The sequence below is a fragment of the Flavobacterium rivuli WB 3.3-2 = DSM 21788 genome (assembly GCF_000378485.1).
Classification (GTDB): Bacteria; Bacteroidota; Bacteroidia; order Flavobacteriales; family Flavobacteriaceae; genus Flavobacterium; species Flavobacterium rivuli.
On the sequence record NZ_KB899967.1, the window covers coordinates 296640 to 310698 of the forward strand.

Here is a 14059-nt window from a genome sequence, read left to right on the forward strand (position 1 = left end):
TTTTATTAACGTGAGCACGCTTAAAGCGAAAAAACTGCTTGCAGAGAGCCGGAGCCCGCTACAAGCAGTGAGTAAAAATCAATTGTAACTAACCCAACTATTTTAGTAACCCGGATTTTGCACCAGGTTAGAATTTGTTAACATAGCATCGTTAGGAATTGGGAACAAATTACGGGTCGCATTGTTATTAGCACTATGCGAAAACCACGATTTTGTAGTGAACACCCCAAACCTGATAAGATCCTGACGACGGCGGCCTTCCTGTGTAAACTCCCAGCCTAACTCATCAAGCATCCTGCCCATAACTATACTGCTGCCACCTTCAGATGTTTGTACGTTAACATCACGACGGCCATAGTCATAATTACTGCCAAGCATCAACTCGGCATCGGTAACGGTAGCTAATGCAGGATTATTCCTAAATGCCCTTGTGCGTACCTCTGTAACAAGAGCCCCTGCACCCGCCTGACCTGTTCTTAATAAAGCTTCAGCCTTCATAAGCAATACATCGGCATATCTAAATACAGGAAAATCGTTACTTAAACGGTTTGTAGCACCTACTGCATATTCAAATTTACCCCAACGCAATCCATCATCTTTATCAGAATCATCAATCGACGGAACAGAATTTGTATAGTTAAGAGACAAAGCTTCGCCGGTACTTGCATACTGTTGCCCTGCTATAAAATTCTCTGTTAAGCGGGCATCTGCAGGATTGTAAGAGTCTATAAACTGGGGTGTAGCACATACGCCACCCCACGGAGTATTTGTAAACTGATAAGTTCTTTGGTTCTCACCGGAAAGTGTATACATGTGGAAATCGAAAGCATTCCAATCTGTTACATATTTTTCATCAAACGGAAGTGCAAAAATTATCTCACGAGAATCTTCATTATTAGTAATAAAAACATTTTTTTGATTCGCCTCCAGCTCATAATTGCCTGAGTTTATAACATTGTCACAAGCTGCAATACATTCTGTATACATTGCCTGGCCACGCCATACCTGTGCATTTAAATACATCTTGGCTAAAAGAGTATTTGCAACCCATTTGTTCATACGACCATAGTAAAGCAATCTATCTGAATTTTCGCCATTCGATAAAGCATCAACATTTTCTGTTATTTCATTTACTATAAAGTCAAATAGCTCTGCCCTTGTAGATTGTCTCGGTAAACTTGCATCTGTATAATCTGTAACGATTGGCACATTTCCAAAAATATCTATTAGTATATAGTAATAGGATGCGCGAAGTACTTTAAGTTCTGCTAAAAGGCTAATTTTTCTTTCCGGGCTAACAAGAATTTTATCAATTTCTATCTGATAAATTAGTCGATTGCATGTGTTTATACCCTCGTAAGTGCGGCTCCAAGGCTGTAACACCCCATCGTCTGCCGATGTCCAGGTATGTTCATGCATCCTTTTGTAGACAAAGCCATCAACCCAGCCAATACCGGTACGTGCAGGAAGCACATCCTGATCGGCAGGCAACTCCTGTGCCCTTACCACACCATTCCACAACAGCATGGTTTTTCGCCACGGCACATATGCCGCACCAACTAATGCACTAATATCCGTTTCAGTTTTGGGACTATATGAATCTAATTCAACCGATCCATATTGGTCATCTGCAAGCTCAGTACATGAAAATGTGCTGAACAGCATTGCCGTACCTGCAACTGCTAAAAATAATTTATTTGTTTTCATTGTAATTTTTTTTTGAATTTAGAATTGGGCCTGTACTCCAAAAGTAAACGATGTAATGGTAGGATATCTATTCCTGCTGTCTACACCCGGTGTTAATCCGGTTGTGTTCACTTCAGGATCTATACCATTATAACCGGTAATAGTTAATACATTCATTACGGTACCGTAAAGCCTTACAGATTTAAGATATTTTGTTTTAAGGTCTTTAAATGAATATCCAAGTGTAATATTGTCTATTTTTACATAATCGCCATCTTCAACATAATAGCTGTTAAATTCCGGCGCAATCGTATTGCTTAGTAATGCCTTGCCAAAAACAAGATCATTTACAGAGCTTAGCCTGTTATCCCTATACCCATTCTGAGTACCTTCATAATTCATACGGGCTTCATTTACTACTTGGAAACCAAAGGCACCACGCATATTAACACTAAGGTCAAAATTTTTGTAACGGAAGTTATTTATCCAGCTTAAGTACCATTTAGGTATACCGTTACCTATAACCTGTCTGTCGTTAGGGTCATGTGCAAAATCGGCATAATTTACACGCTCGCCATTCCTGTTAAGGTAAATCCATTTACCCTGCGCATCAACGTCAACCACTTTAAATCCATAAAAATCACCTATGGCCTGCCCTACCTGCACTTTGTGGGATTGTGTTGTCATTCCTTCATAATTTACATTTCCGGTAAGGAAATAGTCAGATTGGGATTTATATCTTCCATCTAAACTTTCCAACTTGTTACTGTTGGTAGAATACGTACCTGTAGTAGTCCACTGAAAATCTTTAGTTTGCACCGGTACACCAGATACAAGAACCTCTAAGCCCTTATTTTGCATAGTGCCACCATTAGCAACTATAGTGGGAAACAAGTTAGGTGGAACAGGAACATTATAACTATACAATAAGCCATCTACCTTACGTTTGTATACATCTATAGATCCTGAAAGGCGACCACCTTTAATAGCCCAGTCTACACCTAAATTAGTTTCTTTTTTCTCTTCCCATCTTAAATCCGGGTTAGGGTTAGATGCCGGTATAATTGTACTTAGCCACTGGCCATTTACTAATGTGGGAGGGCCATATTGTAAGCGGGCTACTGCGAGAAATGAATCTTGCGGTTGCGAACCTGTTACGCCATAACCTGCACGAAATTTTATTTCTTCAAATATCTTTTGATCCTGCATAAAGCTTTCGTTTGTAAGCTTCCAACCAACAGACACTGCCGGGAAAGTTCCCCACGCATTGTTAGTACCATATAACTGATTTGCACCTTCATGGCGTAAACTTGCCATTAATAAATACTTATCATCAAATGCATAGTTTACACGCCCAAAGAAACTTATAAGGTTTTCATGATTTTTAGAACTATTCATAGTTGCAAGGCCATCCTTAAGGGCGTATCCTGAACCAATGTTATGCCATCCGCCAAAATAATCGTCCTGAAAACGATAGTTATTCATGTTAGATGTTTCCCTATCTTTTTCAATGTAGCTGTAACCACCTAATATGCTAAATTTATTTTTTTCAATTGTTTTATCATACTTAGCAGTAAGTTCAGTTTGCTTTTCCATACGGTTGTAACCCGAAATGGATGAATATCCTGGGAAACCGTATATTGTAGCAGATGAGTGCTGTAGTGTTTCGGAGTATCCTGTTGCCCTGTTTTCTTTTACATACGAGAAAAGTGCATTAAGGGTTAAATCTTTTATAGGATTATATGTTAAAACACTGTTATAACGAACTTCAGATGTTTTTACGTTACCGTCTGCCTCATTTAATAATACTAAAGGGTTTCTATAATCCAGCTTTTGCGGATTTTGGTAGTAAGTTCCATCAGGGTTATAAATAGGATCTGTAGGATTTCTTCTTAATGCCTGCCAGTAAGCATCACCGTTAAAACTACCGCCATCTGCTGTAGATGTATACTTGTTTTCACGCCCTAAGATAGAGAACTTAAATAATAATTTATCGTCGAACATGCGGTGGTTAATTTCTACACGCCCCCTAAAGGTAGTATTATCAGATTTTAACATAGTACCTTCCTGCCTGTTGTAGTTAAGGTTAGCGATGTAATTCGTTTTTGATGACCCTCCCCTAAACGAAAGGTTATGCACATGAGACACCGGCGTACGGGTAATTTCTTTTAGCCAGTCAACATTTGCACCATGATCTGAACCGCCTTCTGAATCTGGACCAGGGTACATTGCCCTAAATTCCTGACTCGATAGCATATCCAATTTTCTTGCAATTTGCGCTGTACTTATATACCCGGTATACTGTACATCGTCCATATCTCCGCCTTTTGCTTTTTTTGTAGTAATTAATATTACACCATTAGTACCACGAACACCATAAATAGCCGCTGCCGATCCGTCCTTAAGTACATCAATACTTTCTATATCTTCCGGCGCAACTGTATTAAGTTCACCCGGGATACCATCAATAAGCACTAACGGATTTTGGTAAGCCCCACCAATTGTATTATTACCCCTAAGCTTGATAGATGTTGTTGCTGTAGGGTCGCCACTTACATTTGTAATGGCAAGACCGGCTACCTTACCTTGTATAAGCTGTCCGGCATCTTTTACCTGACCTAAATTAAAGTTTTCTGCCTTAACGCTTGCAACTGCACTGGTTACATCGCCTTTTCTTTGTGTACCGTAGCCAATCACTACAACTTCATCAAGTTGTGCAGCATCTTCTTCCATTGTGATGCTGATGGTAGTTTGCCCAGCAACAGGTATTTCCTGGGTTTTAAAACCCATAAAACTAATTACAAGCACTGCATTAGGATCTGTTACAGTCAAGGAGAATTTTCCATCCATATCTGTAACTGTATTCTGTTGTGTGCCCTTTACCATAATTGTGGCACCGGGCAAACCTAATCCGTCACTCTTAGAAACTACCGTTCCTGTAATAACAGATTGAAAAACACTTGCCGAATGGCCATGCACTACCGTTGCAGATGCTTCTCCTCCCAATAATAGCATGGGAGCTATAAAAAGCATAGGCCACTTAAGCGACTTAATTGTTAAATTGTAATTTCTAATCATAATTAAATTGGTTAAAAGAAAATTTGGTTAGCGAAAACGTTTTCATAAAACAAGCGTAAAAAGCCTAAATTTAAATGTGCAGTATACACTTGTTTTTTGTTAACATTTCTATAACATGACTTAAACGTTATAGTAATACAAATTAAGACGGCCTAATTAAAATACACAGGGGGTAAAATGGAAAAAAACAGGGGGTAATTTTACCTAAAATATTAATTTTTACGTTTTTTATATAAAAAAGAAGTTTTTAAATATTCAAAAAGACCATTATTATACCTTATGAATTCTAGTTACTTAAAAATATATGTAAAATTAACACTTAAAAAATTGTAACCAATGAGGGTTTAAAATTATAGTATATATAATTTTAAATGCAAAAACATAAAGATGCAATAACTATATAATCCATCTAAGTATACCGTTATATTGTCAAACCCAAAAAGCACTTACATTTTAGTCCAAATAACTTTAAAAAACAAAAAAACCGCTAAAATAAGCGGTTTTTAAAATCCTTTATAAAGATTACTTCTTTATTTTAAGGGTATATTTTGTAGTATCTCTAAGACAAATTTCCAGTACTTTTGAGCAGATTGTATGCTTGCCCTCTCATCGGGGCTATGCGCGCCTTTAATAGTTGGGCCAAAAGATATCATATCCATATCAGGATAATTGGTTCCTAATATACCACATTCAAGTCCGGCATGGCAGGCAACAACTGCCGGCTGACTATTATTTTGTTTTTCATAAATTTCTTTCAACACCTCAAGTATAGGAGAATTTACATTTGGCGTCCACCCCGGATAAGAACCTGACTGTGTAACCTCACAGCCTATAAGCTCGAATGCAGCACGCAAACCGTTAGCAAGATCCATCTTAGAGCTTTCTACAGATGATCGTGTAAGGCAGCCTACATGGAGCCTCCCATCTTTAACAATTACACGGGCAATGTTATTACTTGTTTCTACAAGGTCTTCCATGTCAGCACTCATTCGGTATACACCGTTAAGCGCCGCATAAAGTGCACGTGTCAACCCTTCCTGAACGCCAAGATCCATAACTTTAGCAGGCAGGTTCCCTTTTTCTATAGTTATAGTAAGGTTAGGCTCTGTAGTTTTATATTCTGTTCTAATATCATTGATCACTTCCTGCATATCAAATACAAAAGCCTCATCAAAAATTTCAGATATAATAACCTTTGAAACACTCTCCCTCGGGATAGCATTACGCAGGCTGCCACCATTTATCTCTGCAATCTGCAGACCAAAATTCTCGAAGCTGTCAAAAAGCAGGCGGTTCATTATCTTGTTAGCATTACCAAGACCTTTGTTAATATCCATACCACTGTGCCCGCCATTTAAACCTTTCACGGTAATAGTATATCCCACCGAATTTTCAGGTACATCTTCCTCAGCATACCCTCGCTCAGCAGTAACATCTATACCACCGGCACAACCTATATCTATTTCATCATCCTCTTCAGTATCCAGGTTAAGGAGAATTTCTCCTTTAAGCAAACCTCCTTTAAGGCCCATTGCACCCGTCATACCGGTTTCTTCATCTATGGTAAACAAAGCCTCAATAGCCGGGTGAACAATATCTGTACTTTCTAAAACAGCCATTATGGTAGCAACGCCTAAGCCATTGTCTGCCCCCAGGGTTGTGCCTTTAGCACGTACCCAGTCGCCGTCAACATACATTTCTATACCTTGTGTATCAAAGTCAAAAACAGTATCGCTGTTTTTTTGGTGCACCATATCAAGATGGCTTTGCATCACGATAGTTTTACGGTTTTCCTGCCCGGCAGTAGCGGGCTTCTTAATAATAACGTTGCCCACCTCGTCCTCAATAGTTTCAAGGCCCAGTTTGGCACCAAAATCTTTCATGAAAGCAATAACACGTTCTTCTTTTTTAGAAGGGCGTGGTACCGCATTAAGGTCGGCAAATTTATTCCAGAGCACTTTTGGCTCCAGGTTTCTTATTTCCTGGCTCATTAGTTTATGTTTAATGTTTGTTGTTTAATCATATGCTTCAATTCGATCTTTAAAAACATTCACAAGTTTGTAATCGCTATTTAGAATCAAAACATCATTCACAATTTTAAAATTGTTTCGTGAAAATCTTTCATCTTCATGTTTCCAAAACGCACATGGATGACTTTAGGAGGTGGATTATGAAGTAAAATTTTATTTGAAAAATCACTGTCTTTTGTAATGATCGTCAAATCATTTTCGAGACTATATTTCCAAATTTGATCGTCAGTCCATTCATCATCCAAATCTTTTTGATGTATGTAATTAGAATTATTCCATAAAGAGAAATAATAAGGCAAATTAACATCAATTAAAAACTTTGCCATACTAAGCAACCGTTTTTATTGTAAAATTGCGACCCATTAAATCAGATGCAAATTTTAAACATGCGTCGATATCTTCAACAAGTAATGAAGGGTACTGCTTTAATATTTCTTCCTTAGTTTCACCTGCGCTTAAAAATTCAAGAATAGTTTGCACGGTAATTCTTTTGCCCCGGATTGTCGGTTTTCCGTTGCAAACTTTATCATCTATAGTAATTCTGTCAGATATATATTCCATGATGTAAGTACTGTATACAAAGATAGCAATTAAAAAACTATAAAATATACTGCTTAAAAATACCTTTCACATCTTTTTCATCTACCTCCCCTATCCAGATGTTTTGCGGTTGCAGGCTTATTACAGGAGCGCATTTACAATTACCGGTACAATCTGTATCGACAATATCAACTTCTTTCTTAAGACTGTTGTCTTTAATAAGTTCTTTAAAACCTTTGTAAATATCTTTACTATAACGGCAACATTTTTTGCCGTTGCAAATAAAAATTACCTTCCTGGCAGCATCAATCTTTTTCATGGAGTAATTTGTATTTATCCAATACAAAAATACTACTTATATTTACAAACCACTTGTATTTAATATATCCCAATGAAGAAAAAGAAAGTCCTTGCCCTCTTGTTCGTCCTGCAAATAATTGTAGTAAAGCTGCTTTCTTTTTTTCCGGAGTTTACAGAGCGCTGGTACAGTAATGGCGTCTATCCCTATATATCAGGCGCATCGCGGGTTATATTAGGCATTTTTAGTTTTTCTGTGGGCGATATTATTTACGGTATTCTAATTTTTATGGGGCTTCGCTGGCTGTGGCAACGCCGAAAAACCTGGAGGCACGCTTACAAGTACAACCTTATAACCATGCTCGCCACATTATCGGTAGTTTATTTTTTGTTTAATATATTATGGGCTTTTAATTATCACAGGGTTCCGCTTTACAAAAAGATGGACATAAAAAAAGAATATACGCTCGACGAGCTTACAGCCTTTACTAAAAAACTAATAGTAAAAACTAATGCGATGCAAATAAGCATTACAGAAAATGACACCATTAAAGTAGTAGTACCTTATGATTTTAACAAAATTTACAGCCATTCATTTACTGCTTATAAAACTTTATCTCAGCAATTTCCTGATTTTAAATACAAGCATGAAAGTGTAAAATCTTCACTATTTAGTGTGCCGCTTTCGTATATGGGCTTTGGCGGGTACCTTAACCCGTTTACTAACGAGGCACAGGTAAACAGCGAGCTCCCCCTTTATAACCTGCCTACCACAACCTGCCATGAAATGGCCCATCAGATAGGCTATGCTAATGAGAGTGAGGCTAATTTTATAGGTTTTATGGCATCGGTAAAAAGTAACGACCCCTACTTTCAGTATTCAGGGTATTCGTTTGCTTTAAAATATTGCATGCGCACAATTACAAAACTCGACAAAAAAAGGGCTAAAAGCCTTGCTCCGCTTATAAACAAAGGCATACTGGGAAACTTTGAAGAAAGCGAACAGTTCAATAAAAAATACCAGTCTTTTGTAGAAAGCATTTTTAAATACATTTATGATAATTACCTAAAAATGAACCGCCAAAAAGATGGTTTAGAAACCTATAGCAAGTTTGTAGGCCTTATGGTAAATTATTATTCAGATAAAGAATTGTAATTACCTGTAACAAAACACAGGCTTTATATACTAATGCGTTATGGGTTCATCAATCGAAAGATCGTTTGTACAACAACTTCAGGAACATCAAAACCTGATACACAAAATTTGCAGGCTCTACACTAATAATGAAGATGCCCACAAAGATTTGTTCCAGGAAATTACCATACAGCTCTGGAAGGCGTTTCCTCAATTTAGGGGCGAGTCTAAATTTACCACCTGGGCATACAGAGTTGCCCTTAATACTGCCATTACACTTTACCGTAAGAAAACCCGAACCATAAGCACCATAGAGTTTGATAATACCCTGCACAAGGTAAACCAGGAAGAATATAACTACGAAGAGGAAGAACATATAAAAATGCTATACCAGGCGGTACACCAGCTTAACGATATAGAAAAAGCACTGGTATTTATGTACCTGGAAGATAAAGATTATACAGAGATAGCCGAAACCCTGGGTATAAGCGAGGTTAATGCCCGCGTAAAAATGAACAGGATAAAGGGCAAATTGAAAAAAATATTAAATCCGTAACAGGAAAAGATGGACGAATTAGATAAACTAAAGAACAGCTGGAAGAAAGAGGAAAACGTATACCCTAAGTTTTCTGAACTGGATATTTATGCCATGCTGCATAAAAAGTCATCTTCAGAAGTAAAGTGGATACTTATTATAAGCCTTATTGAGTTTGCCCTGTGGGGTAGCTTTTCCCTGCTAACAACACTATCGGGAGCCGATTATTCTCAGGCATTATTTTTAGATGTAATAGATTACCTGCACTATGTAGTGCTTGTAGTATTTATTGTGGCATTCTATTTTAATTTCAGGAAAATATCGTCGCAACAGCCGGTTAAAAAACTTATGCAAAACATTATACGGGTGCGCCGCATAGTAAAAGCATACGTATTTTACATGATAGGCATGATAACCTTTGGGCTTATATGTGGTGTTATAATGTATGATGACAACAACCCGCAGGAAAGCAACACCCCTGTATATATAGTTGCTTTTGTGTTTATCCCGCTGCTTGTTTTATTAATCGCAGTGGTATATAATTCATTGTACGGAAGGCTTTTAAAGAAATTGAACAGCAACTACATTGAACTTAAAAAAATAAAAGACCAATGAAAAAATTACTGATTACCGCCCTTTGTATTATTGCCGGTTTTACTGCCAATGCACAAAAACTGGAAAAAGGCTTATTATGGAAAATCAGCGGAAATGGCCTCGCTAAACCGTCATACCTGTTTGGCACCATGCACATAAGCTGCGATGCCACACTTGATGTTTACACTCTTGCCGCACTGGATGTTACCGATCAGCTATACCTTGAACTCGATATGGATGATCCTGCCATGCAAAGCAAAATGGTGGGTACTATGGTTATGAAAGATGGCGTTACCATGAAATCTTTAGCCACACCCGAAGATTATAAAATTACCGACGAGTTTATAAAAACGAATACAGGAGCATCGTTAGATATGCTTGGTACCTTTAAGCCTTTTATGGTTACTGCCATTTTATATCCTAAAATGATAGATTGCCCTGCCCAGTCTTATGAAATGTCTCTTGCTGCAATTGCCAAAGAACAAAAGGAAGAAGTATTGGGACTTGAAACCGTAGAAGAGCAAATGGCTGTTTTTGATGCTATACCTTATAAAGAGCAAATGGATGAGCTTGTAAAAACAGCAAAAGACAATATGGTTAAGGACAAAAAAGAATTAGCCGATATGATGGTGCTTTATAACAAAAAAGACCTTAACGAACTGTTAGCCTTTATGGACAAATCAGACAATAAAATGATGGCTGCCCATAACGATGTATTGCTTGTAAACCGTAACAAAAACTGGATACCTAAAATAGAAGCTATTGCAAAGGCTAAACCTACCTTTTTTGGTGTGGGTGCTGCACACCTTGCCGGCGAAAACGGCGTTATCAAACTGCTTCGCAAAAAAGGATATAAGGTTGAGGCAGTGAAATAATAAAGGAGGCAATCCTGATTAGAACTGCCTCCTTTGGATTAATATAATATTATAATCTTAATTCTTTATAATTTTGTGCGATGTTATATTGCCATCAACGGTTTCTGCATTTAAAAGATACATACCTGACGAAAGTGAATTAATATCGAGTTTGTAACCTGAAGCATTTGTCTCAGTAATTTTTTGTTTTAAAATTACTTTACCATCAAGGCCTGTTACGGTTATTGATCTAAGAGAGGCTTCACCGGAAATAATGTTTAGTTCGCCGTTAGTAGGGTTCGGATAAATACTTATATTGCCCTGCCCGTTCCTTTCGACCAAATCAATAGTTACTTCTTGTTGTGCTGCTTGATGCTTAACCGGAGCAGCAGTACGGGCCACATAGGTCCCATCGTTACAGTCTTCTATATAAAACCTATCAATAGACCCCTTCAATGCAACAAAATCAGGAAGCAACACTACTTCTTTACCCGCGCGATATACTGCTGAAGATGATGATGCAGCAGTTATTGTATTTGTCGCGTTTATACAATTATGCGCCTGTTGAGTATCAGTAGTACCTGCAACGCTTGTTGTAATGTTAATACAGTCCGGGCATTCGCTACATCCTGTAAATATAGCATCCGGACCTTGATTGGCAGATGTGTCTTCAGCATTTAAAGTTGTGTTACCTATTTCAAACGTTGCCTGTGCCTGATATTCATAGTCCCCGGATGGTAAAGGTCCAAAATCAGTTAGCGCTAATTCAAAACAAAACTGATGATCATTGATTGTTGCATTATTGACTGTTCCGACGATATTACCCCCCTGCAAAATATTTAAATTGATAGCCGTAAGTGTGCCTTCAGTATATGGAGGGTTGACACTATGAGGAGGGATGAATGTTCCACAAATATTTAAAGGAAACGTAGGACACAATGGTACAGATGGATTGATATCTAAATGTACTTCAGGAAATATACTATTACAATTCTCGTTATTACAAATGTTATCAATATAAACTGTACCATAATGTGCCCCTTGCCCACAATCTGTTATTATAAATTCAAGCGTAGCTTCTTCACCATTTTGTATTCCATCGGTAAATATTCTGCCACATTGCCAACGTGTAAATAATAGAGGTTCATTGAAGTAAGTAATATTTTCAAAAGTCTCTGTATTATCAACATCAGCAACAATACAATTTTCACTTATAATTTCATGAAGCGAATTATATAACCTGACTATAAAATGGGGTTGATCAGCTTCAGGATGGTGCCTAGGATCAGGATTTTGCATAATTAAAGAAAAATTATAACTAACTACCGGACCATCTACAATATACGCTTTATTTAATGTTGAAACGCTAAAGCTTGGAGAATTATCATTTAATTTGATTGCAAATTCACCATCAAATACTCTCGGAATATGCACGCCTAAGGACTCTAACAGAGGATCATTACCCGCTGCATTTTGTGTATTAGAATCTACTATTGTAATTCCATTTGAAAAATTATTAATGATATTAGATGGAGTATATGGAGAATACATATCAGTATTAATGTCGCATAAAAAATCCACTGAATTGGGACTAGCGTAACGAAATGTGTATTCATTTGTATCACCGCTTTCAAAACTTCCGTTAACACAAACATTGCCTATTAAATTAGGTTCTAATTCTAAATCTGATTTCTGCTTTGCAGATGCAGTATTCAATTTAAAATATAATTTCCTTAATTCATCTCTTTTAATTTCGAGTAATAAATCTCTGAAATCATATTTATAAATACCATGGCCTCTTTCTTCCTCTTCAAAATCTTCTTTTAATCGGGCAATTTTTTCTTGGGTAAGATCATATTTATTAATGTTTTTATTAATAAATGCCAGTACGTCTTTTTCGGTAGCCTGTGCTTTAGTTATTCTTTCTTTTTTAGGCTTTTGCTCCTTAGTTACCTGTGCAAACGACTGTAAGAATAAGAACAAAAAAGCAACAAGCCATAAATGCTTAGTATACTGTTTCATAATTATTGTTTTTTAAGCAGTTGTTGCATTTGTGCCCTTAACACTTCGATTTCAGTAGTTTGTAATTTTAAAGCTTCAATTTGTTTATTCTGTTCTATAAGATGCAATGTAAGTTCTTCAATTTTTTCCTGCTGTAATTTTACAATATTCCCCATCTCTATACCTTGATCTTCTACTTGAGCAGCCGATGGCATGTTAGGAAGGTGCCCGTTAGCTGCAATATATTTTTCAGTATCTTTTAGTGATAGCAATTTATAATTATTGGCAAAAACATAATCTGCCCAACCTGATTGAAGCCTAACTCTTACCTCTTCAGCAAGTATACCCCCTTTTACAAAAAATCTGTAAATAGACGCATTAGGAATTGTAGTCATTGCAGGAAAATCACCAAACCCTACAGACCCAACATAACCCACTCCTACTTTTTGAGCATTAAATTTCAAGGTTGGATTGCTTGCAGGAATATTTCCACTGGCACTATCTTTAAACTCGCCAGAAATAAGTGGATTACCATCATGGCCTATATATAGTTTATTGCTTCCAGTTTCTGTCCTTCCAATCTCTGATCCTATTATAATATTTTTTGACCCTAAGGGTGTTGATCCCAAACCTTGTCCCGAATCTAATCCTATAAGAATGTTATTACTTCCGTTGATGTTTTGCCCTGCGTGATATCCCAAAAGTATATTGAGGTTTCCTATAACATTTTCACCACAAGACCCTAAAAAAATATTATTACTTCCATCAGCATTCTTCCCCGCATCACTTCCTATGTAATTATTATTAGAACCTGTGGAATTTGCAGCTGCTGATCTGCCTATAAAATTATTATAGGAGCCATTTGCATTTTTTGCTGTTTGTGATCCTAAAAAAACATTTTCTATACTGTTAGGCGTTACATTTAAATTACTGAATTGCCCAGCCTGATAGCCTATAAAAACACTGTTGCTTGCTTTTACAGAATTAGTATTACCAGAACCGCTCTCATAACCCAAATAAACATTATAATTTCCTGTACTATGAAACTTCCCCGATCTGTATCCTAAAAAAGTGTTGCCATAAATACTTCCACCTGCACTGTTACCGGATTCGCTACCCACAAAGGTATTTTGATTTCCAGTATTAACACTACCTGCATTTTTACCTATGTGAACATTATCTTGACCAGTAGCACCTGCAGATGTGCCTAAAGATGTTGTTGTACTTTGCCCATAAATTAATACGGAAGATAACAACCCTGCAATTAAGAATAATCTTGTTTTCATACTATTTGTTTATTAATTAGTTT

12 protein-coding genes are annotated in these 14059 nt (G+C 37.0%); 4 read left to right on the forward strand and 8 right to left on the reverse strand.

Annotated elements, in window-relative coordinates; genetic code table 11:
• Positions 1–102 precede the first annotated feature (102 nt).
• From F565_RS0104810 to F565_RS0104835, 6 genes are all read right to left on the reverse strand, one after another.
• Positions 103–1707, reverse strand: a complete 1605-nt coding sequence (locus F565_RS0104810) for a RagB/SusD family nutrient uptake outer membrane protein (RefSeq protein WP_020212067.1) — start codon at positions 1705–1707, stop codon at positions 103–105.
• Positions 1708–1725: 18 nt separating this feature from the next.
• Complete coding sequence (locus F565_RS0104815) at positions 1726–4764, reverse strand: SusC/RagA family TonB-linked outer membrane protein (protein WP_020212068.1); 3039 nt, start codon at positions 4762–4764, stop codon at positions 1726–1728.
• A 530-nt stretch (positions 4765–5294) separates the two neighbouring features.
• On the reverse strand, positions 5295–6755 hold the full coding sequence (locus F565_RS0104820) for an aminoacyl-histidine dipeptidase (RefSeq protein WP_020212069.1): 1461 nt from the start codon (positions 6753–6755) through the stop codon (positions 5295–5297).
• A gap of 98 nt (positions 6756–6853) precedes the next feature.
• Positions 6854–7120, reverse strand: a complete 267-nt coding sequence (locus F565_RS21205; protein ID WP_020212070.1) for a DUF5615 family PIN-like protein — start codon at positions 7118–7120, stop codon at positions 6854–6856.
• Position 7121: 1 nt separating this feature from the next.
• Entirely contained in the window at positions 7122–7355 is a 234-nt protein-coding gene (locus tag F565_RS0104830) for a DUF433 domain-containing protein (protein ID WP_020212071.1), read from the reverse strand.
• A gap of 37 nt (positions 7356–7392) precedes the next feature.
• Complete coding sequence (locus F565_RS0104835; protein ID WP_020212072.1) at positions 7393–7653, reverse strand: (2Fe-2S) ferredoxin domain-containing protein; 261 nt, start codon at positions 7651–7653, stop codon at positions 7393–7395.
• A 72-nt stretch (positions 7654–7725) separates the two neighbouring features.
• On the opposite strand from F565_RS0104835, the gene F565_RS0104840 reads away from it, so the two are divergent.
• Genes F565_RS0104840 through F565_RS0104855 form a run of 4 tightly spaced genes read left to right on the forward strand, consistent with a single transcriptional unit; the run spans position 7726 to position 10770 of the window.
• Complete coding sequence (locus tag F565_RS0104840; RefSeq protein ID WP_020212073.1) at positions 7726–8787, forward strand: DUF3810 domain-containing protein; 1062 nt, start codon at positions 7726–7728, stop codon at positions 8785–8787.
• A 40-nt stretch (positions 8788–8827) separates the two neighbouring features.
• Positions 8828–9322 (forward strand): RNA polymerase sigma factor, encoded by a 495-nt coding sequence (locus F565_RS0104845; RefSeq protein ID WP_020212074.1) that lies wholly within the window; start codon positions 8828–8830, stop codon positions 9320–9322.
• 9 nt (positions 9323–9331) lie between these two features.
• Positions 9332–9916 (forward strand): hypothetical protein, encoded by a 585-nt coding sequence (locus F565_RS0104850; protein WP_020212075.1) that lies wholly within the window; start codon positions 9332–9334, stop codon positions 9914–9916.
• Positions 9913–10770 carry a TraB/GumN family protein gene (locus F565_RS0104855; protein ID WP_020212076.1) on the forward strand — a complete coding sequence of 286 codons (858 nt, stop codon included), beginning with the start codon at positions 9913–9915 and terminating at the stop codon, positions 10768–10770. Before F565_RS0104850 ends, F565_RS0104855 begins: the two co-directional genes overlap by 4 nt.
• Positions 10771–10827: 57 nt before the next feature.
• Here the strand turns inward: F565_RS0104855 and F565_RS0104860 are convergent, their stop codons facing one another.
• Positions 10828–12771, reverse strand: a complete 1944-nt coding sequence (locus F565_RS0104860; RefSeq protein WP_020212077.1) for a T9SS type A sorting domain-containing protein — start codon at positions 12769–12771, stop codon at positions 10828–10830.
• A gap of 2 nt (positions 12772–12773) precedes the next feature.
• The gene (locus F565_RS0104865; RefSeq protein WP_020212078.1) at positions 12774–14036 is read right to left on the reverse strand and encodes an autotransporter outer membrane beta-barrel domain-containing protein; all 1263 of its coding nucleotides are present in this window, start codon (positions 14034–14036) and stop codon (positions 12774–12776) included.
• Positions 14037–14059 lie beyond the last annotated feature (23 nt).

What these genes read in the sequence shown, in the direction of transcription:
- F565_RS0104810 (WP_020212067.1), bottom strand. Translation starts at nt 1,707, where the DNA reads ATGAAAACAAATAAATTATTTTTAGCAGTTGCAGGTACGGCAATGCTG.
- F565_RS0104815 (WP_020212068.1), bottom strand. Translation starts at nt 4,764, where the DNA reads ATGATTAGAAATTACAATTTAACAATTAAGTCGCTTAAGTGGCCTATG.
- F565_RS0104820 (WP_020212069.1), bottom strand. Translation starts at nt 6,755, where the DNA reads ATGAGCCAGGAAATAAGAAACCTGGAGCCAAAAGTGCTCTGGAATAAA.
- F565_RS21205 (WP_020212070.1), bottom strand. Translation starts at nt 7,120, where the DNA reads ATGGCAAAGTTTTTAATTGATGTTAATTTGCCTTATTATTTCTCTTTA.
- F565_RS0104830 (WP_020212071.1), bottom strand. Translation starts at nt 7,355, where the DNA reads ATGGAATATATATCTGACAGAATTACTATAGATGATAAAGTTTGCAAC.
- F565_RS0104835 (WP_020212072.1), bottom strand. Translation starts at nt 7,653, where the DNA reads ATGAAAAAGATTGATGCTGCCAGGAAGGTAATTTTTATTTGCAACGGC.
- F565_RS0104840 (WP_020212073.1), top strand. Translation starts at nt 7,726, where the DNA reads ATGAAGAAAAAGAAAGTCCTTGCCCTCTTGTTCGTCCTGCAAATAATT.
- F565_RS0104845 (WP_020212074.1), top strand. Translation starts at nt 8,828, where the DNA reads ATGGGTTCATCAATCGAAAGATCGTTTGTACAACAACTTCAGGAACAT.
- F565_RS0104850 (WP_020212075.1), top strand. Translation starts at nt 9,332, where the DNA reads ATGGACGAATTAGATAAACTAAAGAACAGCTGGAAGAAAGAGGAAAAC.
- F565_RS0104855 (WP_020212076.1), top strand. Translation starts at nt 9,913, where the DNA reads ATGAAAAAATTACTGATTACCGCCCTTTGTATTATTGCCGGTTTTACT.
- F565_RS0104860 (WP_020212077.1), bottom strand. Translation starts at nt 12,771, where the DNA reads ATGAAACAGTATACTAAGCATTTATGGCTTGTTGCTTTTTTGTTCTTA.
- F565_RS0104865 (WP_020212078.1), bottom strand. Translation starts at nt 14,036, where the DNA reads ATGAAAACAAGATTATTCTTAATTGCAGGGTTGTTATCTTCCGTATTA.